Raw genomic sequence first — 19,672 nt, forward strand, 5'->3', positions numbered from 1 at the left:
TCCTCAAAAATTGGAAAGTTTTGTGAATGATAACAATTCTCAATTGAAAATCAAGTGAGACTTACTCGCATTGTGGTTTCTGGGACCAGTCCTATCCCTGCGACTCGATGCACTGCCAACGCAAAGAGAATGAAAAACGGCCCCGAAGGGCCGTTGTCGTTGATCGCCAGGCAAGGAACGCCTGCCACGGCCTACTTAGCCGGGTCCGTCACGAAGCCGATCTTGCGCACGCCTGCACGCTGTGCGGCGGCCATGGCCTGGGCCACGCGCTCGTAGCGGACTTCCTTGTCGCCCTGGATATGCAGGTCAGGTTGCGGCTCCTTGGCCGCCTCGGCCTTGAGGTTCTCCTCGAACTGCGTATCGCTGACGGCAACGCCATTCCAGTGGTACTGGCCATCGGCGGAGACGGCCAGGCGCACGGTGGCGGGCTTGACGTCCTCGGGCTGGTTGGTGGCGCGGGGCAGGTCCACGTTCACCGAATGCTTCATCACCGGCACGGTGATGATGAAGATGATCAGGAGCACCAGCATGACGTCGACCAGCGGCGTCATGTTGATCTCGTTCATCACCTCTTCGCCGTCATCGTCCATTGTTCCGAATGCCATGGCTTACGCGCCTTTCTTCAGCGGCAGCACGTTGCCGGCTTCCTTGCCGTCGATGGACACGCGGGCGCCGGTCACGAAGTAGGCGTGCATGTCGTGGGCAAAGCTGTTGAGGGCGTTGAGGATGGACTTGTTGCCACGCACCACGGCGTTGTAGCCGAGCACGGCGGGAATCGCCACGGCCAGGCCCAGGGCGGTCATGATCAGCGCTTCACCGATGGGGCCCGCGACCTTGTCGATCGAGGACTGGCCGGACAGGCCGATGGCGACCAGCGCGTGGTAGATGCCCCAGACGGTGCCGAACAGGCCGATGAAGGGAGCGGTCGAGCCCACGGAAGCCAGAATGGCCAGGCCCGATTGCAGGCGGGCGGTGAACTCGCTGATGCCGTTGCGCATGCAGCGGGTCACCCAGTCGCTGATGTCCAGCGTGTCATGCAGGTGGGCGCTGGTCTTGCGGTGGTGGGCGGTGGCTTCGCGGCCTTCGAGCACCAGGTAGCGGAAGGGGTTGGAGCGGTCATCGCCCAGCTTTTCCAGGCCGCTGGCCAGGTCGGGGCTGTGCCAGAAGTCCTGGGCGTTGCGCGCCAGCTTCTTGAACTTCACGATGTCCAGGGCCTTGATGATCATCACGAGCCAAGAGGCCACCGACATGGCCAGCAGGATGATGGCGACGGCACGGGTGACGAAGTCTCCCTGCGTCCAGACGTGGGCAATGCCGAATTGGGAATCCATGGATACTCCTGAGAATCAATTGAGGGTGAATTTGACCGGGACGGTGACCCACATGGGGGTTGGCGTGCCGTTGCTCTTGCCGGGGACGAATTTCCAGTTCTTGACGCCGTCCACGGCCTGCTGGTCCAGACGGTCGTAGCCGCTGGATTTGCTGACCTCGATCTTTTGAGGCAGGCCTTGCGCGTCCACGAAGATGCGCAGCGTGACCGTTCCCTGTTCCCCCATGCGCCTGCTGATGGCGGGGTAGTTGGGGGCCGGGTTGTTGAGGTAGGCCGCGTTGTTGGACGGCAATTCGATCTTGGGCGGAGCCGGTGGTGCCGGGGGCGCGGGAGGCGCTGGCGGCGCAGGAGGGGCGGGCGGTGCCGGCGGTGCCTCCACCACGGGCTTGGGCTCGTCGTCCAGCGTGCCGCGCGGCGCCGCAGGTGCGGGCTTGGGGTCGGCAATGGCCTTGGGCAGCGGCGGTGCCTTCTTCACGACCGGCTGGGGTTTGGGAGGTGGTGGCGGAGGAGGGGGCTTGGGTGCCTCGGGCTCGGGAGCGGGTGGCGAAATGAATTCCGCAATCACCTGGGCTGGCACGATGACCTCTTCGGGTGCGCGCTGGAGCAGGCCATGCTGCATCGCCCAAAGGGTTGCTGCATGCAAGACCACGACCGAACCCGCGATGGCCACGTTACGGCCAAGGCCCCCGGGGGGGCCAAAACGATCAGACTGGGACATAGAGACAGAAGGAGCGGTCAGCGTATGGGAGCCGGGTGCTGTCGCTCGGAAGACGGAGTATCAGCTGCGCAGAATCCACCAGGTGCATGTAACGACGAGGATCAGGCTGCCGACAAGTGCTGAGAGGAGGACCATGCTTTGCTCTCCAGAATGTTGTTGGCAAGCTGGACGGTCTGGGCCGCGACCTCGTTGTGGATGGCCGCCACGGGCTGGCTGGCGCAGCATTGCGCCACCACATCCCGGGCGCAGCTTTCGCAGCGGCCGCACTGCATGGCGATACCCAATTCGAATTGGATCTCGTCAAAGCTCATGCCCGCATGAGCGTGGCGTGCGATCTCACGGTCGGAAACCCGGCGGCATACACAGACGATCATGGCTACAGGCAGTAGTGGCTGGCTATTGATAGGATGAAAAATTATAAATGAGAATTCATCGCATTTGCAATTCTTGGTTGTCTGTAGGGCTGTATGGCGCTCGGCTTTACTCCGTATCCAGTAGTTCCACAGTGGCCTGGGCAAGGGTGGCACACCCTGTCAGCGCCATGGCGATCTCCAGTTCATCGCGCAGCAACCTGAGCACATGGGCCACGCCGGCGGCGCCCGCATTGGCCAGCCCCCAGAGTACGGGGCGGCCTATCAGAACCGCCGTCGCACCGAGGGCGATCGCCTTGAGCACGTCTGTGCCGCGCCGTATGCCCCCGTCGGCCAGCAAGGGGAGCTCGTGGCCCGCGCCGCGCACGGCCCTGGCCACGCGGGCAAGGGCTGTTGCCGTGGCCGGTGCGGTGTCCAGCGTGCGCCCTCCATGGTTGGAGACGATGATGCCCGCTACTCCCAATCTGGCGGCCTGCAGCGCATCGGCCGGGTGGAGCACGCCCTTGAGCAGCAGCGGCAGCAGTGTCTGCTGCTGCAGCCAGGCGACGTCATCCCAGGTGGGTGCATGGTGCAAAAGGCCGTCGAACAGGGGGCTCTGGCCTGGTGCGAGTTGCATGGCTGCAAGTGGCGTCATCCCCTGCAGATTGACGGCAGACACTCCCGGCGGAAGACAAAAGCGCGCGCGGCGTTCACGGTCCCGTACACCGCTGGTGGGCGCGTCCACCGTCAGCACCAGCGCTTCGTAGCCTGCGGCCTCTGCGCGCTTGATCAGTTGCGTGGTGAAGCCACGGTCATGCTGCAGATAGAGTTGGAACCATAAAGGGCCATGGCCAGGCGTGAGCCGTGCTGCCTGTGCCACTGTCTCCAGCGGCAGGCTGGCCTGTGTGCTGAGCACCATGCCCGCGCCCAGCGCCGCAGCGGCATAGGCCGTTGCAAGCTCTGCGTCCTCATGGGCCATGCGCTGGAAGGCCATGGGGGCCACCAGCAGCGGGCAGGCCAGCTCCCTGCCCAGCAACTGCAGCCGGGTATGGCCGCCTGCAAGGGGGCGGAGCACGCGCGGCCACAGTGTCAGCGCGTCCCAGGCGCTGCGGTTGGCCGCAAGACTGCACTCATCGGCCGCGCCGCCCGAGAAATAGGCCCAGGCGTTGTCGTCCATCCGCTGCCGCGCATGCGCCTCGTGGTCGGCCAGATTGATGATGCCGTCGGGAACGGCTTGCAGCGCGGGCACTTGACTCATGGCATTGGAATGTTGTCGGTGTGCAGCATCTTCGGCAAGAAGAGGAGATGGCATCCCGGAAAAAAGAAAAGCCGGCCCAGGGGCCGGCTTTCATCCGTCGTGGCGCAGGCCCGAGGATTACTTGACGTGCTTGCCGATCAGGCCAGCCATCTCGAACATCGAGACTTGGGGCTTGCCGAACACTTCCTTGAGCTTCGCGTCGGCGTTGATCATGCGCTTGTTGGCAGCGTCTTGCAGCTTGTTGGCCTTGATGTAGACCCACAGCTTGCTGATGATCTCGGTGCGGGGCAGGGGAGTGGAACCCACCACGGCAGCCAGAGCGGGGCTGGGGGTGAGGGGTTTCATGAAGGCGGCGTTGGGAGTGCGCTTCTTTGCGGGAGCTGCCGGAGCAGCCGTTGCCTTCTTTGCAGTTGCCATGTTGCTTGTTCCTAGTATGGAGTGGATTCTTTACCAGCGAAAAACCGTCGCTATCCACTGGCAGGCTGATGCTAATGGGAAAAAAACGCTCTTCCAAGCTTACCCGTCAAATTTTTGCCTCGATTTGTTGCTGTGGCGCTGTTTTTTGAGGAGTTTTTGCATTCTGGCTCGCTTTCGAGGGCCGCACTGGCAGGTTGGCCGTCGGCGCCAGCGTTTTCAGAGGGGGCTGGCACCGCTCGCGGAAGGGTGTTGTGCAAGGCGTTTTCTGCCCGGCCAAGTGGCCACGAGAATGCCCAGCAGGGCGATCGCAAAGGCCAGCGCCTGCATGGATGTGACCCGTTCGCCCAGCACGCACATGCCGACCACGGCAGCGCTGATCGGCAGCAGTACCGTAAAGGTGCCGGCCTGGGAGGCTGGCACGTTGCGCAAGCCCGTCATCCACAACCACACGGTCCACACGCAGGCGGCAAGGGCGTAGAAAAGCAACAGACCCCAGATGCTCCATGCCACGCTGCCGAAGTCGAAGCGCCACGCCAGATACAGCCCGAAGGGCGTTGACAGCGCGAATCCCCAGAGATTGACGATGGATGTGATGCGCTTGGGTCCCAGGGACGTGGTCAGGCGCTTGCCTATGACGGCGTAGAACGCCTCGCAAAGCACGGCGCCGACCAGCAGCATCTGCCCCAGCCACGCCTGCGGTGAGGCTGATGCTGCCGAGGCGGCGCCAGCGTCCGGGCGGGACAGTGCATACAGGCCGATGCCCGCCACGGCCAGCGCAATGGCCAGCCAGGTGCGCGCAGCCACGCGCTCGCGCAGAAACAGCCAGCTCATCAAGGCCACGGCAGCAGGGATGGCAGCCATGGTCACGCCGGCCGTGACAGCGCTTGTCAGGCTCACTCCAGTCACCATGCAGATGGTGAAGAGAAAGTTGCCGAACAGCGACTCAAGAAACAGCAGGCCCTGCGTGCGCCGAGACAGGGGTGCCTCGTCAGCCGGCTTGCGCAGCCAGCGCAGCATGGCGATGGCCCCGATGCCAAAGCGCAGCCAGGCCAGCAGCAGCACCGGAAAAATGGCCGCCAGAGGCTTGGAGAGGGCGACATAGCTGCCGACCAGGGACATGCTCAGCGCCAGGCAGGCATAGGCAGATCTGCGATGGGAGGTGTTCACGGCAAGTGCTGGTTTGAGAGGCGGGAGCGCCGCCTGAACGCGCGATGGTACCTGTGAGCGCGTCCGGTGTGCGTGACATGTGCCTGTCGCGGACGCTTGCCATGCTGTGGTGACTTTTCATGGCATGGAATTCATGTTTTGCATTGTGAAATATTGAAATGCTGCATTGCGCCAATTTTTCTCAATACGAGAAATGTGATTTCATATTGAAAAATATGAAAATAACTCGTTGATTTATATGATGAAAAATTTAGTCTTGTATAAGACACAAGATGTTGATGAGGTCTTCTATAAGACTTAAATTTGATCCCAAGGCCGACGCAAGAAAGCCGCTTGTTTCAACCACCTCCCAGGAGAGCAACATGCCCCAATCCCTGACCCAGCAACTGAGCCGTGAACAGCAGATTTCCGCCCTTGAGAAAGACTGGGCGCAGAACCCCCGTTGGAAGGGCGTCAAGCGCGGCTACAGCGCCGCCGACGTGGTGCGCCTGCGCGGCAGCCTGCAGCCCGAATACACGCTGGCCCAGCGTGGCGCGGAACTGCTCTGGGACAGGATCAACGGCGGTGCCAAGAAGGGCTATGTGAATGCCTTTGGCGCCATCTCCGCAGGCCAGGCCATGCAACAGGCCAAGGCTGGCCTGGAAGCGGTGTACCTGTCGGGCTGGCAGGTGGCTGCCGATGGCAACACCAGCGAAACCATGTACCCCGACCAGTCGCTGTACGCCTATGACTCGGTGCCCACCATGGTGCGCCGCATCAACAACACCTTCAAGCGTGCCGACGAAATCCAATGGGGCCGTGGCATCAATCCCGGCGACAAGGAATTCATCGACTACTTCCTGCCTATCGTCGCCGATGCGGAAGCCGGTTTTGGCGGCGTGCTCAACGCTTTCGAACTGATGAAGAACATGATTGCCGCTGGCGCAGCCGGCGTGCACTTCGAGGACCAACTGGCTGCCGTGAAGAAGTGCGGCCACATGGGCGGCAAGGTTCTGGTGCCCACCCAGGAAGCCGTCGAGAAGCTGATCTCCGCCCGCTTTGCCGCTGACGTGATGGGCGTGCCTACCATCGTGCTGGCCCGCACCGATGCTGAAGCCGCCAACCTGATCACCTCCGATCACGATGCCAACGACAAGCCGTTCCTGACCGGCGAGCGCACACAGGAAGGCTTCTACCGTGTCCGCAATGGCATGGAGCAGTCCATCAGCCGCGGTGTGGCCTATGCGCCCTATGCCGACCTGGTGTGGTGCGAAACCGGCGTGCCCGACATCGGCTTTGCCCGCGAGTTCGCCCAGGCCGTGCATGCCGCCTGCCCAGGCAAGCTGCTGAGCTACAACTGCTCGCCTTCGTTCAACTGGAAGAAGAACCTCAACGACAGCCAGATCGCCTCCTTCCAGGAAGACCTGTCTGCGCTGGGCTACAAGTTCCAGTTCATCACCCTGGCCGGCATTCACATCAACTGGTTCAACACGTTCAAGTTTGCCCACGCCTACGCCAACGGCGAAGGCATGAAGCACTACGTGAACATGGTGCAGGAGCCCGAATTCGCAGCGCGCGAACAAGGCTACACCTTCGTGTCGCACCAGCAGGAAGTGGGTGCAGGCTACTTCGACGACGTGACCACGGTGATCCAGGGTGGCTCGTCCAGCGTCAAGGCACTGACCGGCTCCACGGAAGAGGAGCAATTCCACTGAAGCGCGGCTTCGGTGAGTGCAACTTCAGGTAGATAGGGGTGAGAAAGCGTCCGGAGCCTTGTGCTTCGGGCGCTTTTTCTTTGCTGGGGTTAAAATGGCGGAAGTTTTCAATTGACAACAACTGACAAGGGCGAGAAAGGCATCATGGTTATGACACCGCGAACTACATCGGAGATGTACACCGGCCGCTAGCGGCTGGCGGTTCGCGCCTGCACGAGATTCACTCGACCCCAAGAAAGCGCGGACCTGGCTCCGCGCTTTTTGCTTTTGGGGGATGCGCGCCCCCTGAGAAATATTTTAGGAATCCCATGATCCACATTACGCTTCCCGATGGTTCGCAACGTGAGTACCCCGGCCCGGTCACCGTGGCCGAAGTGGCCGCATCCATAGGCACGGGCCTTGCCAAAGCGGCACTGGCCGGCAAGGTGGGGGCTGGCGAGGACGCCAAGGTGGTGGACACCAGCTTCGTCATCGACAAGGACATGCCCTTGTCCATCGTGACGGCCAAGGACGCCGATGGCCTGGAGGTGATCCGCCATTCCACGGCCCACTTGCTGGCCTATGCGGTCAAGGAACTGTTCCCGGAGGCCCAGGTCACCATCGGTCCCGTGATCGAGAACGGCTTCTACTACGACTTCTCGTACAAGCGCCCCTTCACGCCCGAGGACCTGGTCGCCATTGAAAAGCGCATGGCCGAACTGGCCGCCAAGGACGAGCCCGTGGTGCGCCGCGTGCTGCCGCGCGACGAGGCCGTTGCGTACTTCAAGGGCATCGGCGAGAACTACAAGGCCGAGATCATCGCCAGCATCCCCTCCAATGAGGATGTGAGCCTGTACCGCGAAGGCAGCTTCGAGGATCTGTGCCGCGGCCCGCACGTGCCCAGCACCGGCAAGCTCAAGTTCTTCAAGCTGATGAAGGTGGCTGGCGCCTACTGGCGTGGCGACCATCGCAACGAGATGCTGCAGCGCGTGTACGGCACGGCCTGGGCATCGAAGGACGACCTGCAGCAGTACCTGCACATGCTGGAGGAGGCTGAAAAGCGCGACCACCGCAAGCTGGGCCGCGAACTGGACCTGTTCCACATTGACGAGCATTCGCCGGGCACCGTGTTCTGGCACCCGAAGGGCTGGTCCCTGTGGCAAGAGGTCGAGCAGTACATGCGCCGCGTGTACCGCGACAACGGCTACCAGGAGGTCAAGGGTCCGCAGATCCTGGACAAGACCCTGTGGGAGAAGACCGGCCACTGGGACAAGTACCGCGAGAACATGTTCACGACCGAGTCGGAAAAGCGCGACTACGCGCTCAAGCCGATGAACTGCCCCGGCCACATCCTGATCTTCAAGCAGGGCATCAAGAGCTACCGCGACCTGCCGCTGCGCTACGGCGAATTCGGCCAGTGCCACCGCAACGAGCCCACGGGCGGCCTGCACGGCATCATGCGCGTGCGCGGCTTCACGCAGGATGACGGCCACGTCTTCTGTACCGAAGACCAGATCCAGCCCGAAGTGCTGGCCTTCACCACGCTGCTGCAAAAGGTCTACGCGGACTTCGGTTTCAGCGACATCATCTACAAGGTCGCCACGCGCCCCGAGGCGCGCATCGGCTCCGATGAGAGCTGGGACAAGGCAGAAGCTGCGCTGATCAACAGCCTGGAGGCTTCGGGCTGCGAGTACGTGATCTCGCCCGGCGATGGCGCGTTCTACGGCCCCAAGATCGAGTACACGCTCAAGGACGCCATCGGCCGCCAGTGGCAGTGCGGAACCATCCAGGTGGATTTCTCCATGCCCGAGCGCCTGGATGCGGAGTACGTGGGCGAGGATGGCGACCGCCATCGCCCCGTGATGCTGCACCGTGCCATCGTTGGCAGCCTGGAGCGTTTCATCGGCATTCTCATCGAGCAGCACGCTGGCGCCATGCCGACGTGGCTGGCTCCCGTGCAGGCCGCCGTGCTCAATATCACCGATGCGCAGGCGGACTATGTGCGGGAAGTCGCACAAAAGCTGCAAAAAGCATTTCCGAATCAAGGCCTTAGGGTGGCGACAGATCTGCGCAACGAAAAGATTACGTATAAAATACGGGAGCATTCGTTGCAAAAGCTGCCTTACATCCTTGTTGCTGGCGACAAGGAGAAGGCTGCTGGTGCAGTGGCAGTGCGCGCACGGGGCAACAAGGACCTCGGTGTGATGTCGGTCGATGCGTTCATTGAACTCGTGGCCAAGGACATCGCGGCGAAGGCCTGATGGAGCATCTCCAAAGGCGGTAGCCGCTTGCGTGTACTGCACACAAGCGGCTACGCTGTTGTAGCAACTTAAATCCAAGGGTGAGAACCATAGCTACTGAATTTCGTGATCGGCGCCACCGTGAAGAGCGCAAGCATCGTCTCAACCGTGAAATCATGGCGCCTGAAGTGCGTCTGTCCGGCCCGGAGAACGAGCCGCTGGGCATCGTGCCTCTGCAGGAAGCGCTGCGCATGGCGGGCGAACTGGACGTGGACCTGGTGGAAATCGCCGCCACTGCCACTCCGCCTGTCTGCCGGTTGATGGACTATGGCAAGTTCAAGTACCTTGAACAGAAGAAGGCTGCCGAAGCCAAGGCCAAGCAGACCGTCATCGAAATCAAGGAAGTGAAATTCCGCCCTGGTACCGACGACGGCGACTACAACATCAAGCTGCGCAACATCCGCCGTTTCCTGGCCGATGGTGACAAGTGCAAGATCACGCTGCGGTTCCGCGGCCGTGAAATCACGCACCAGCAGATTGGTCTGGACCTGCTGAACCGTCTGCGTGACGATCTGGCGGATTCCATCCAGGTGGAGCAGTTCCCCAAGCTGGAAGGCCGCCAGATGGTGATGATGATCGCCCCTGCGCGCAAGAAGCCCACAGCTGGCGGCAAGCCGGCAGAAGTTTCTGCTGCACCTGCGGTGGCTGATAAGGCATAATCGCGGTTTCGCCCTTCGTTGAGGGGCGACAGAATTTGCAGGCCGTGCGCGAGTTGATTGCGCGGGGCGTGCGATGCAAGGGACATGGTTTCCATGTCCCTTGTTCTTGCCGGCCTCCGGGCTGGCACAGAAGTGTCTCGGGGCCAGCAAGTGCGCGCAGTGTTGCGAGCCGCCTCACGAGCACAAACAACAGGAGCATTCAAATGCCCAAAATGAAGACCAAGAGCAGCGCGAAGAAGCGTTTTCGCGTTCGTCCCGGTGGCACCGTCAAGCGCGGTCAAGCCTTCAAGCGTCACATCTTGACCAAGAAGACCACCAAGAACAAGCGTCACCTGCGTGGTGCAGTGTCTGTGCATGAGACCAACATGGGCTCTATCGCACAAATGCTGCCGATGGCTGGCCTGTAATTCACTGACGAACAAGGAGAAAACACATGCCTCGCGTCAAACGTGGTGTAACGGCCCGCGCCCGTCACAAAAAAGTTCTGGCCCTTTCCAAGGGTTTCCGCGGCCGCCGCGGCAATGTCTTCCGCATCGCCAAGCAGGCGGTGATGAAGGCTGGGCAATATGCCTACCGTGACCGCCGTGCCAAGAAGCGCGTGTTCCGCCGTCTGTGGATCGCCCGTATCAACGCCGCTGCACGTGAACTGGGCCTGACCTACAGCCAGTTCGCCAACGGCCTGAAGAAGGCAGCCATCGAGATCGACCGCAAGATGCTGGCCGATATCGCGGTGCACGACAAGGCTGCGTTTAGCAGCATCGTTGATCAAGTCAAGGCCAAGCTGGCTGCTTGAGATAACGGTCTGCGGCCATCCTCGTGATGGTCTGCAGCGCAAACAGCAAGGGCTAGGGCTTGAAAAGGCTGCTAGCCCTTGTTTCTTTTCACAGTCGATAAAGAGTCGATATGAACGAGTTGGATTCTCTGGTCGAAAGCGCGCAGCAATTGTTCGCGCAGGCACAAACCCCCGCTGATCTGGAAAACGCCAAGGCGCAGTTTCTGGGCAAGTCGGGCAAGGTGACCGAGCTCATGAAGGGCATGGCGCAGCTTTCCGTCGAAGAGAAGAAGTCGCGCGGAGCCGCCATCAACGTGGCCAAGCAAGGCATCGAGGCCGCGCTGACCGCGCGCCGAAAGGCCCTGGCCGATGCCGAACTGCAGGCCCACCTGAAGGCCGAGGTGCTGGATGTGACCTTGCCGGGTCGTCGCCGTGGCCAGGGTGGCCTGCACCCCGTGTCGCTGACGCTGGAGCGCATCGAGGGCATCTTCGGCTCTATGGGCTTCGATGTGGCCGAGGGCCCCGAGATCGAGTCCGACTGGTTCAACTTCACGGCGCTCAACACGCCGGAAGACCATCCCGCCCGTTCCATGCACGACACCTTCTATGTGGAAGGCGGCACGGAACAGGCTCCCAATCTGCTGCGCACGCACACCAGCCCCATGCAGGTGCGCCACGCCGTGCAGCACGTCAAGAAATACCGTGAGCGGCTGGACGCCGGCCAGGGCATGCCCGAGATCCGCGTGATCGCGCCGGGCCGCACCTACCGCGTGGACAGCGATGCCACGCACTCGCCCATGTTCCACCAGTGCGAAGGCCTGTGGATTGGCGAGAACGTCAGCTTCAAGGACCTGAAGGTGGTCTTCACCGACTTCTGCAAGACCTTCTTCGAGAGCGACGACCTGGTGCTGCGCTTTCGTCCCAGCTTCTTCCCCTTCACCGAGCCCAGCGCCGAGATCGACATCCAGTTCCAGAGCGGCCCGCTGGCCGGCCGTTGGCTGGAAGTGGCCGGCTCCGGCCAGGTGCACCCCAACGTGGTGCGCAACATGGGGCTGGACCCCGAAAAGTACATCGGCTTTGCCTTTGGCATGGGGCCTGACCGCCTGACCATGCTGCGCTATGGCGTCAACGATCTGCGACTGTTTTTTGACGGCGATATCCGCTTCCTGTCGCAATTCCGTTGATCCGGCTGCAAGCCTTCGCCAAAGAGTCCGCCAGCGCCACGGCGCGCGGACTGAACCAACGCCAAAGAGTCTGATATGCAATTTCCCGAATCCTGGCTGCGCGAGTTCTGCAATCCGCCGCTGACCACCCAAGAACTGGCCGACACCCTGACCATGGCCGGCCTGGAGGTGGAGGAGCTGGAGCCCGTGGCGCCGCCGTTCACCAAGATCGTCGTCGGTGAGATCAAGGCTGCCGAGCAGCATCCCAATGCCGATCGCCTGCGCGTGTGCCAGGTCGATGTGGGCGGACCCGAGCTGCTGACCATCGTCTGCGGCGCGCCCAACGCGCGCGTGGGCATCCGCGTGCCCTGCGCCACGGTGGGCGCCGAGCTGCCGCCCGGTGAAGATGGCAAGCCTTTCCTGATCAAGATCGGCAAGCTGCGCGGTGTGGAGAGCTTCGGCATGCTGTGCTCGGCACGCGAGCTCAAGCTGTCCGAGGACCATGGCGGCCTGATGGAGCTGCCGCTGGACGCGCCCCTGGGCCAGAACATCCGCGAGTACCTGAACCTGGATGACACGCTGCTCACGCTCAAGCTCACGCCCAATCTGGCGCATTGCCTGAGCGTCTACGGCGTGGCGCGCGAAGTGGCTGCGCTGACCGGCGCGCCGCTCAAGCCCCAGTCGTTCACGCCTGCCGCCGTGGGCGTGCAGGACAAGCTGGCCGTGAAGATCGAGGCGCCCGACCTGTGCGGCCGCTTCTCGGGCCGCGTGGTGCGCAATGTCAACACCCAGGCGAAGACGCCGCAGTGGATGGTCGATCGCCTGGCGCGGTGCGGCCAGCGCAGCGTCGCGCCGCTGGTGGACATCTCCAACTATGTGATGTTCGAGCTGGGTCGTCCTTCGCACATCTTCGACCTGGACAAGATCCACGGCGGCCTGCAGGTGCGCTGGGGCAAGGAAGGCGAGCAGCTCAAGCTGCTCAACGGCAACACCGTCACCGTGGATGGACAGGTGGGCGTGATCGCCGATGAGCGCGAAATCGAGTCGCTGGCCGGCATCATGGGCGGCGACGCCACAGCCGTGTCCGACGACACGCGCCACATCTACATCGAGGCCGCATTCTGGTGGCCCAAGGCGATTGCCGGCCGTTCGCGCCGCTACAACTTCTCCACCGATGCGGGCCACCGCTTCGAGCGGGGTGTCGATCCCGAACTGACGGTCGAGCACATCGAGCGCATCACCGAGCTGGTGCTGCAGATCTGCGGCACGCCCGAGACCGTCTGCGGCCCCATCGACGACCAGAAGTCCAACATGCCCCAGCCCAAGCCCGTCACGCTGCGCGTGGCGCGTGCGGCCAAGGTCATCGGCATGCCGCTCACGCAGCAGCAGTGCCACGATGCGCTGGCCGGCCTGGGCCTGCCGGTGGAGCAGGGCGATGGCGTGCTCACCGTCACGCCGCCCAGCTTCCGCTTTGACATCAACATCGAGGAAGACCTGATCGAGGAAGTGGCGCGCATGGTGGGTTACGAGAACCTGCCCACGACCAAGCCGCTGGCGCCCATTGCGCCCAAGCTGCGCGCCGAAAACCGCCGCAGCCAGTTCGCCGTGCGCCGCGCGCTGGCCGATCTGGGTTACCAGGAAACCATCAACTTCAGCTTTGTGGAAGCCGCGTGGGAGAAGGATCTGGCCGGCAACGCCAATCCCATCCAGCTGCTCAACCCCATCGCAAGCCAGCTCAGCGTGATGCGCTCCAGCCTCATCGGCTCGCTCATGCAGGTGCTCAAGTTCAATGCCGACCGCAAGGCCGAGCGCGTGCGCGTGTTCGAGCTGGGCCGTGTCTTCCTCAAGGATGACAGCGTTGTTGACAGCGACACCACGGTCAAGGGCTTCTACCAGCCCATGCGCGTGGCGGGCCTGGCCTGGGGTGCTGGAGAGCAGCTGCAATGGGGCCGCGCCGAAGCCAAGGTGGACTTCTACGACGTCAAGGGCGATGTCGAGGCGCTGCTGGCGCCTCGCAAGCCCGTGTTCGAGCCGGCCGAGCATCCGGCCATGCACCCGGGCCGCTGCGCGCGCGTGCTGCTCGATGGCCAGTCCATCGGCTTCGTCGGCGAGCTGCATCCCCAGTGGCGCCAGCAATGGGATCTGGCCCAGGCGCCCGTGCTGTTCGAGCTGGAGCTCGATGCCGTGCTGGCGCGCGAGGTGCCGGTGTTCAAGCCCGTGGCCAAGCACCAGGCCGTGGAGCGCGACATTGCCGTGGTCGTGAACGAAAAGGCCACGCATGCCCAGCTGATGCAGGCGGTGGAAGCTGCCCAGACCGGCGGCCTGCTGCGCTCCGCCGTGCTGTTCGATGTGTTCCGCCCCAAGGCGCTCAAGGCCGGCGAGACAGCGGCACCGGGCGCGCTGGCGCAGGACGAAAAGAGCCTGGCCGTGCGCCTGACGCTGGGCAATGACGACAGCTCGCTCACCGACGTGCAGATCGAACAGGCCGTGCAGGCCGTGCTCGAGCAGCTGCAGCAACGCCTGGGCGCGCGCCTGCGCGCCTGATGGAAGGCCCATGCCGTGAAAGGAGATCCCGTGATGGAACTGACGGTGGAAAGTCTTGATTCGCCCGCGCTGACCAAGGCGCAGCTGGCGGACCTGCTGTTCGACGAGATCGGCCTGAACAAGCGCGAATCCAAGGAAATGGTGGATGCGTTCTTCGAGCTGATCTCGCAAAGCCTGGTGACGGGCGAGGATGTGAAGCTGTCGGGCTTCGGCAACTTCCAGATCCGCACCAAGGCGCCGCGTCCGGGGCGCAACCCGCGCACGGGCGAGGCCATTCCGATCGAGGCACGCCGCGTCGTGACCTTCCATGCGAGCAGCAAGCTCAAGGAGCAGATCCAGGAAGGCACGACGGGCTCCGCGTCCTGAAGGGTCGTCCCCGGGGGCCGGCTTGCCGTGGCCCAGCTGTCGTCAGCCTGTCTGCCTTGCGGTGGATGGGCTGTTTTTACGACAGGGTGCTGGCCTGCAAGCGAGCTGTGCAGTAGGCTCGGCCTTCTTCCCGGATCGGCATCCGCGCACCAGCGGCATTGCACATCCTGACCTCATCCACATTTGCCATGGCTTCACTTCTGCCCCAGATTCCCGCCAAGCGCTACTTCACCATCGGTGAGGTCGCGGATCTGTGCGACGTCAAGCCGCATGTGCTGCGCTATTGGGAGCAGGAGTTCACGCAGCTGCGTCCCATGAAGCGGCGCGGCAACCGCCGCTACTACCAGCACCATGAAGTGCTGATGATCCGGCGCATCCGTGAGCTGCTCTACGAGCAGGGCTTCACCATCAATGGCGCGCGCAACCGCCTGCGCGAAGCCTCGGGGTCTGCCGTGGTTCCCGCGCTGCAGGCTGGTGTCGTGGTGTCGGCGCCGGCTGCCGCGCCGCTGCTCGGTGGCGATGCCGCGGCCAGCGTTCCGCTGGAGCCGGAGGCCGTGCGTGAAGAGCTTTTGCAGATTCGGGCGCTGCTTTCTATTTGAGAGCAAAAAGCTGTATATAATTGAATTCTTCGGCGTGTAGCGCAGCCTGGTAGCGCACTTGCATGGGGTGCAAGGGGTCGCGAGTTCGAATCCCGCCACGCCGACCATAAATGAATACGGACCACAGCTTCTGGCTGTGGTCCGTTTTTCTTTGTGCCATCGCCAACCGCTGCCAACCGCTGAAGGGGAGCGGCCGTTGCGCAGGAATCAACCCTGGGCGCAGGTTGCAAGCAGCCATTGCCGGAAGGCTGCCAGCGCCGGCAGTGTCGCGTTCCTCTCGGGATAGACCAGGTAGTAGCTGCGCTGGCTGGGGATGGCGTCTCCCACCACGTGCAGCTCACCGCGCGCCATCTCCTCTTCCACCAGCACCCGTGGCACCAGGCCCACGCCCATGCCTGCCAGCACGGCCTGTATCAGGTGCGAGGTCAGCTCGAAGCTCGGCCCTATCCGCATCTGCCGGTGATCGAGCCGATAGTGCGTGAACCACTCGCTCCAGGCCTGCCGGTTGCTGGCCACCGTGAGCAGCACCTGCTGGCCCGCCCAGTCCGGCGAGGCTGCTGCCTGCCCGGCCTGCTGCAGCGCCTGCGGGCTGGCCACCGCCACCAGAAACTCGTGGTACAGGCGATGCGCGGTCAGCCCGGGCCAGTCTCCCGTGCCCACGGTGATGGCGGCGTCTATCTCTGCGCTGTCGAAATCGATATCGCCGATGCGCGAGTGGATGTGCATCGTCACCCCGGGCTGCGCCTGGTAGAAGCCATGCAGGTGCGGCAGCAGCCATTTGGAGCCGAAGGTGGGCAGGGTGGCCAGATTGAGGGTGCCACCGCCGGACTGGCGTGACATGGCCTGCAGGGTGGCGCTGCGTATGCGGCCCAGCGCGGCGCCCAGGTCGATGAAGTAGCGGCGCCCCACGTCGGTCAGGCGCACCGTGCGGCCCTCGCGGCGGAACAGGCTGATGCCCAGCTGCGCCTCCAGCGTCTGCACCTGCCGGCTGATGGCGCTCTGGCTGAGCGACAGCTCCTCGGCCGCACGCGCATAGCTTTCGTGGCGCGCGGCCGCCTCGAAGACCAGCAGCAGGGACATGGAGGGCGTCAGGCGTCGGTAATTCATGAGTTTTATGCAGTGTTTGCGGCAGCAATTTTCGTTTGTTCCAGAGGAAGAGTGTAGAGATACTTGCGGCCATGGTCGGCCTGAAATCGTGTATTGCATGCATGGGTTTCCTGGGCTGATCGCCTGCAACAAAACTCCCCACCTTGCCCTCCATGTCGATTGCCCCACTGCCCCTCGCCGGCGCCCCCGTGCCTGCCCAATACCTTGAGTTTCTTGAAGCACTGAAGGCCACCGGCTTCGAGGGCGACGTGGACACGGACCATGCCAGCCGCACCGTGCTGGCCACGGACAACTCCATCTACCAGCGCATGCCGCAGGCGGCCATCTACCCGCGTCACGCCGAGGATGTGGCCAGCGCGGCGCAGGTGCTGGCGCGGCCTGAGTTCCGCGATGTGGTGCTGACACCGCGCGGCGGCGGCACGGGCACGAACGGTCAGTCGCTCACGCATGGCGTGACCATGGACTTGTCGCGGCACATGAACGGCATCCTCGAAATCAATGCCGAGCAGCGCTGGGTGCGCGTGCAGGCAGGAGTGGTCAAGGACCAGCTCAACGCCGCGCTCAAGCCATACGGGCTGTTCTTTGCCCCCGAGCTGTCCACCTCCAACCGCGCCACCATCGGCGGCATGATCAACACCGATGCCAGCGGGCAGGGCAGCTGCACCTATGGCAAGACGCGCGACCACGTGCTGGCGCTGGACTTCGTGCTGCTCGGCGGCGAGCGCCTGCACAGCGCGCCGCTGGATGCCGAGGCGCTGGAGCGCATGTGCGCCGATTCGGGGCGCATCGGCAAGGTGCACCGCACGGCGCGGCGCATCAGCGAGGACCAGGCGGAGTTGATCGAGGCCAGATTCCCCAAGCTCAACCGCTGCCTCACCGGCTATGACCTGGCCCATCTGCGCGAAGGCGACGGGCGCTTCAACCTCAACAGCGTGCTGTGCGGCGCCGAAGGCTCGCTGGGCTTCGTGGTGGAGGCGCGGCTCAACGTGCTGCCCATTCCCCGGTACTCGGTGCTGGTCAACGTGCGCTATGCGGGCTTCATGGATGCGCTGCGCGATGCGCGCGCGCTGATGGCGCACCGGCCGCTGTCCATTGAGACGGTGGATTCCAAGGTGCTGCTGCTGGCCATGAAGGACTTCGTCTGGAGCAGCGTGGCTGAGTACTTCCCGCAGGACGGGCAGCGCCCCACGCTGGGCATCAACCTGGTGGAATTCAGCGGCGACGATCCGCAGGAGGTCGATGGCCGCGTGCAGGCCTTCCTCGCGCACCTGGGCGCCGACGCCTCGGTGGAGCGGCTGGGCCACACGCTGGCGGCCGGCAATGCGGCGGTGCACCGCGTCTATGCCATGCGCAAGCGCGCCGTGGGCCTGCTGGGCAACGTGGCGGGCGAGGCGCGGCCCCAGCCCTTTGTCGAAGACACGGCCGTGCCGCCCGAGAACCTGCCCGAGTTCATTGCCGAGTTCCGCGCGCTGCTGGACAGCCACGGCCTGCAGTACGGCATGTTCGGCCACGTCGATGCCGGCGTGCTGCATGTGCGCCCCATCCTGGACATGAAGAACCCCGTGGACGCCGCCCTGGTGCGCCCCATCTCCGACGCGGTGGCCGAACTCACGCAGCGCCATGGCGGCCTGCTGTGGGGCGAGCACGGCAAGGGCCTGCGCTCCGAATATGTGCCGGCCTTCTTCGGCGAGCTGTATCCCTCGCTGCAGCAGCTCAAGGCCGCCTTCGACCCGCACAACCAGCTCAACCCCGGCAAGATCGCCACGCCGCCGGCCAGCAAGACCTTGCTGCTCAAGGTGGACGGCGTCACCACGCGCGGCGAGCTGGACCGGCAGATCGACGAGCGCGTATGGCAAAGCTATGGCGCGGCCATGCACTGCAACGGCAACGGCGCCTGCTACAACTTCGACCCGGACGACGCCATGTGCCCGTCCTGGAAGGCCACGCGCCAGCGCGTGCATTCGCCCAAGGGCCGGGCCTCGCTGATGCGCGAATGGCTGCGCCTGCAGGGGCAGGCCGGCGTCAACGTGCTGGAGGTCGCGCAGCGGCCCCAACCCTTCCTGTCCAGCCTGGCCGCGCGCTGGCGCAACAGCCGCGCGGCGCGCCGCGGCGAGGCCGATTTCTCTCACGAGGTCTATGACGCCATGGCCGGCTGCCTGGCCTGCAAGTCCTGCGCCGGGCAGTGTCCCGTCAAGGTCAACGTGCCCGAATTCCGCTCGCGCTTTCTGGAGCTCTACCACCGCCGCTACCTGCGGCCCGTGCGTGACTACCTGATCGGCTCGCTGGAGTTCACCATGCCGTGGCTGGCGCGCATGCCCGCGCTCTACAACGGGGTGATGGGCTCGCCATGGATGCGCGATGTGCTGAGCCGTCGCATCGGCATGGTCGATGGCCCGCTGCTGAGCCGGCTGGACCTGGCAGCCACCTTGCGGCAATGGAAGGTGCGCGCGGCCGATGCGCAGGCGCTGGCTGCGCTCACGCCCGAGCAGCGCGCGCGCAGCGTGGTCATCGTGCAGGACAGCTTTACCCGCTACTTCGAGACCGGCCAGCTGCAGGTGCTGATCGAGCTGGCGGCGCGCCTGGGATTCCAGGTCTGGCTGGCGCCGCTGCTGCCCAATGGCAAGCCGCTGCATGTGCAGGGATTCATGGGCGCCTTTGCCAGGGCCGCCATCCGCAATGCCGCGCAGCTGGCGCAACTGGCGCAGTCCGGCGTTGCGCTGGTGGGGCTGGACCCGGCCATGACGCTGGCCTATCGGCAGGAATACCTCAAGGTGCCGGGCATGGGCGAGGTGCCGAAGGTCGCGCTGCCCCAGGAGTGGCTGCTGCAGGTGCTGCCCGAGGCAGTGACCAGCGTGGCCAGCGTGGCCTACCGGCTGCTTCCGCACTGCACTGAAAAGACCAATGCGCCCGACAGCGGCAAGCAGTGGACGCAGCTTTTCGAGCGACGGGGGCTGCGCCTGAGCGTGGAGGCCACGGGCTGCTGCGGCATGTCGGGCACCTACGGGCATGAGGCGCGCAACCTCGAAACCTCCAAGACCATCTATGCCCAGTCATGGGAGAAACAGATCGAGAGCAAGCAGAACCTGGGCGAGCCGCTGGCCACCGGCTATTCCTGCCGCAGCCAGGTCAAGCGACTGTCTGCACGCCAGTTGCGCCATCCGTTGGAGGCCTTGCTGGACCACGTGCGCGCCACGCATCAGGGGTGAGAAGATGCGGGGGCTGATCGTCGCCATTTCAGGAATTTGCAGA

General features: G+C 63.9%; 18 protein-coding genes and 1 tRNA gene. 11 read left to right on the plus strand and 8 right to left on the minus strand.

Translation table 11 applies throughout. The features are described from left to right. Window positions 1–191: 191 nt before the first annotated feature. The 7 genes from IB269_RS04440 to IB269_RS04470 all read right to left on the minus strand — a co-directional run bounded on the left by IB269_RS04440 (window position 192) and on the right by IB269_RS04470 (window position 5,240). Window positions 192–605 (minus strand): ExbD/TolR family protein, encoded by a 414-nt coding sequence (locus tag IB269_RS04440; protein WP_013801671.1) that lies wholly within the window; start codon window positions 603–605, stop codon window positions 192–194. 3 nt (window positions 606–608) lie between these two features. Then, on the minus strand, window positions 609–1,331 hold the full coding sequence (locus tag IB269_RS04445; protein WP_012206422.1) for a MotA/TolQ/ExbB proton channel family protein: 723 nt from the start codon (window positions 1,329–1,331) through the stop codon (window positions 609–611). 15 nt (window positions 1,332–1,346) lie between these two features. Beyond that, complete coding sequence (locus IB269_RS04450; protein ID WP_013801672.1) at window positions 1,347–2,048, minus strand: energy transducer TonB; 702 nt, start codon at window positions 2,046–2,048, stop codon at window positions 1,347–1,349. A 101-nt stretch (window positions 2,049–2,149) separates the two neighbouring features. Further along, window positions 2,150–2,422, minus strand: a complete 273-nt coding sequence (locus IB269_RS04455; protein ID WP_012206420.1) for a bacterioferritin-associated ferredoxin — start codon at window positions 2,420–2,422, stop codon at window positions 2,150–2,152. A gap of 106 nt (window positions 2,423–2,528) precedes the next feature. Continuing rightward, window positions 2,529–3,656: an alpha-hydroxy acid oxidase gene (locus IB269_RS04460; RefSeq protein ID WP_192366487.1), complete on the minus strand. Its 1,128-nt coding sequence runs from the start codon at window positions 3,654–3,656 to the stop codon at window positions 2,529–2,531. Window positions 3,657–3,773: 117 nt separating this feature from the next. Then, window positions 3,774–4,073, minus strand: a complete 300-nt coding sequence (locus IB269_RS04465; protein WP_012206418.1) for an SWIB/MDM2 domain-containing protein — start codon at window positions 4,071–4,073, stop codon at window positions 3,774–3,776. Between the two features lie 216 nt (window positions 4,074–4,289). Continuing rightward, window positions 4,290–5,240, minus strand: a complete 951-nt coding sequence (locus IB269_RS04470; protein WP_192366488.1) for a DMT family transporter — start codon at window positions 5,238–5,240, stop codon at window positions 4,290–4,292. A gap of 362 nt (window positions 5,241–5,602) precedes the next feature. Here IB269_RS04470 and aceA point away from each other — a divergent pair, with 362 nt between their 5' ends. From aceA to IB269_RS04520, 10 genes are all read left to right on the plus strand, one after another. After that, complete coding sequence (gene aceA / locus IB269_RS04475; RefSeq protein WP_013801675.1) at window positions 5,603–6,934, plus strand: isocitrate lyase; 1,332 nt, start codon at window positions 5,603–5,605, stop codon at window positions 6,932–6,934. Between the two features lie 308 nt (window positions 6,935–7,242). Beyond that, window positions 7,243–9,174, plus strand: a complete 1,932-nt coding sequence (gene thrS / locus IB269_RS04480) for a threonine--tRNA ligase (protein ID WP_034395367.1) — start codon at window positions 7,243–7,245, stop codon at window positions 9,172–9,174. 80 nt (window positions 9,175–9,254) lie between these two features. Next, window positions 9,255–9,872 carry a translation initiation factor IF-3 gene (infC, locus tag IB269_RS04485; RefSeq protein WP_012206414.1) on the plus strand — a complete coding sequence of 206 codons (618 nt, stop codon included), beginning with the start codon at window positions 9,255–9,257 and terminating at the stop codon, window positions 9,870–9,872. Window positions 9,873–10,075: 203 nt separating this feature from the next. Further along, window positions 10,076–10,279 (plus strand): 50S ribosomal protein L35, encoded by a 204-nt coding sequence (rpmI, locus tag IB269_RS04490; protein WP_012206413.1) that lies wholly within the window; start codon window positions 10,076–10,078, stop codon window positions 10,277–10,279. A 26-nt stretch (window positions 10,280–10,305) separates the two neighbouring features. After that, entirely contained in the window at window positions 10,306–10,665 is a 360-nt protein-coding gene (rplT, locus tag IB269_RS04495; RefSeq protein ID WP_012206412.1) for a 50S ribosomal protein L20, read from the plus strand. Between the two features lie 110 nt (window positions 10,666–10,775). Further along, complete coding sequence (gene pheS / locus IB269_RS04500) at window positions 10,776–11,828, plus strand: phenylalanine--tRNA ligase subunit alpha (RefSeq protein ID WP_012206411.1); 1,053 nt, start codon at window positions 10,776–10,778, stop codon at window positions 11,826–11,828. Window positions 11,829–11,903: 75 nt separating this feature from the next. Then, on the plus strand, window positions 11,904–14,351 hold the full coding sequence (gene pheT / locus IB269_RS04505) for a phenylalanine--tRNA ligase subunit beta (RefSeq protein ID WP_192366489.1): 2,448 nt from the start codon (window positions 11,904–11,906) through the stop codon (window positions 14,349–14,351). A gap of 33 nt (window positions 14,352–14,384) precedes the next feature. After that, window positions 14,385–14,717: an integration host factor subunit alpha gene (locus IB269_RS04510; protein ID WP_012206409.1), complete on the plus strand. Its 333-nt coding sequence runs from the start codon at window positions 14,385–14,387 to the stop codon at window positions 14,715–14,717. A 188-nt stretch (window positions 14,718–14,905) separates the two neighbouring features. Next, window positions 14,906–15,316 carry a MerR family transcriptional regulator gene (locus tag IB269_RS04515; protein ID WP_013801679.1) on the plus strand — a complete coding sequence of 137 codons (411 nt, stop codon included), beginning with the start codon at window positions 14,906–14,908 and terminating at the stop codon, window positions 15,314–15,316. Window positions 15,317–15,346: 30 nt separating this feature from the next. After that, window positions 15,347–15,423 (plus strand) — tRNA-Pro (locus tag IB269_RS04520). 100 nt (window positions 15,424–15,523) lie between these two features. On the opposite strand, the gene IB269_RS04525 is transcribed toward IB269_RS04520, so the two are convergent. Then, window positions 15,524–16,522 carry a LysR substrate-binding domain-containing protein gene (locus IB269_RS04525; RefSeq protein ID WP_071956347.1) on the minus strand — a complete coding sequence of 333 codons (999 nt, stop codon included), beginning with the start codon at window positions 16,520–16,522 and terminating at the stop codon, window positions 15,524–15,526. Window positions 16,523–16,575: 53 nt separating this feature from the next. Between IB269_RS04525 and IB269_RS04530 the strand changes: the two genes are divergently transcribed. Next, window positions 16,576–19,629: an FAD-binding and (Fe-S)-binding domain-containing protein gene (locus tag IB269_RS04530; RefSeq protein WP_192366490.1), complete on the plus strand. Its 3,054-nt coding sequence runs from the start codon at window positions 16,576–16,578 to the stop codon at window positions 19,627–19,629. Window positions 19,630–19,672: the final 43 nt, after the last annotated feature.

The sequence above is a fragment of the Delftia sp. DLF01 genome, from assembly GCF_014852125.1.
Classification (GTDB): domain Bacteria; phylum Pseudomonadota; class Gammaproteobacteria; order Burkholderiales; family Burkholderiaceae_C; genus Comamonas; species Comamonas acidovorans.

Coding starts and splice junctions, on each gene's coding strand:
- IB269_RS04440 (WP_013801671.1), bottom strand. CDS start 605: ATGGCATTCGGAACAATGGACGATGACGGCGAAGAGGTGATGAACGAG.
- IB269_RS04445 (WP_012206422.1), bottom strand. CDS start 1,331: ATGGATTCCCAATTCGGCATTGCCCACGTCTGGACGCAGGGAGACTTC.
- IB269_RS04450 (WP_013801672.1), bottom strand. CDS start 2,048: ATGTCCCAGTCTGATCGTTTTGGCCCCCCCGGGGGCCTTGGCCGTAAC.
- IB269_RS04455 (WP_012206420.1), bottom strand. CDS start 2,422: ATGATCGTCTGTGTATGCCGCCGGGTTTCCGACCGTGAGATCGCACGC.
- IB269_RS04460 (WP_192366487.1), bottom strand. CDS start 3,656: ATGAGTCAAGTGCCCGCGCTGCAAGCCGTTCCCGACGGCATCATCAAT.
- IB269_RS04465 (WP_012206418.1), bottom strand. CDS start 4,073: ATGGCAACTGCAAAGAAGGCAACGGCTGCTCCGGCAGCTCCCGCAAAG.
- aceA (WP_013801675.1), top strand. CDS start 5,603: ATGCCCCAATCCCTGACCCAGCAACTGAGCCGTGAACAGCAGATTTCC.
- thrS (WP_034395367.1), top strand. CDS start 7,243: ATGATCCACATTACGCTTCCCGATGGTTCGCAACGTGAGTACCCCGGC.
- rpmI (WP_012206413.1), top strand. CDS start 10,076: ATGCCCAAAATGAAGACCAAGAGCAGCGCGAAGAAGCGTTTTCGCGTT.
- rplT (WP_012206412.1), top strand. CDS start 10,306: ATGCCTCGCGTCAAACGTGGTGTAACGGCCCGCGCCCGTCACAAAAAA.
- pheS (WP_012206411.1), top strand. CDS start 10,776: ATGAACGAGTTGGATTCTCTGGTCGAAAGCGCGCAGCAATTGTTCGCG.
- pheT (WP_192366489.1), top strand. CDS start 11,904: ATGCAATTTCCCGAATCCTGGCTGCGCGAGTTCTGCAATCCGCCGCTG.
- IB269_RS04510 (WP_012206409.1), top strand. CDS start 14,385: ATGGAACTGACGGTGGAAAGTCTTGATTCGCCCGCGCTGACCAAGGCG.
- IB269_RS04515 (WP_013801679.1), top strand. CDS start 14,906: ATGGCTTCACTTCTGCCCCAGATTCCCGCCAAGCGCTACTTCACCATC.
- IB269_RS04525 (WP_071956347.1), bottom strand. CDS start 16,522: ATGCAATACACGATTTCAGGCCGACCATGGCCGCAAGTATCTCTACAC.
- IB269_RS04530 (WP_192366490.1), top strand. CDS start 16,576: ATGTCGATTGCCCCACTGCCCCTCGCCGGCGCCCCCGTGCCTGCCCAA.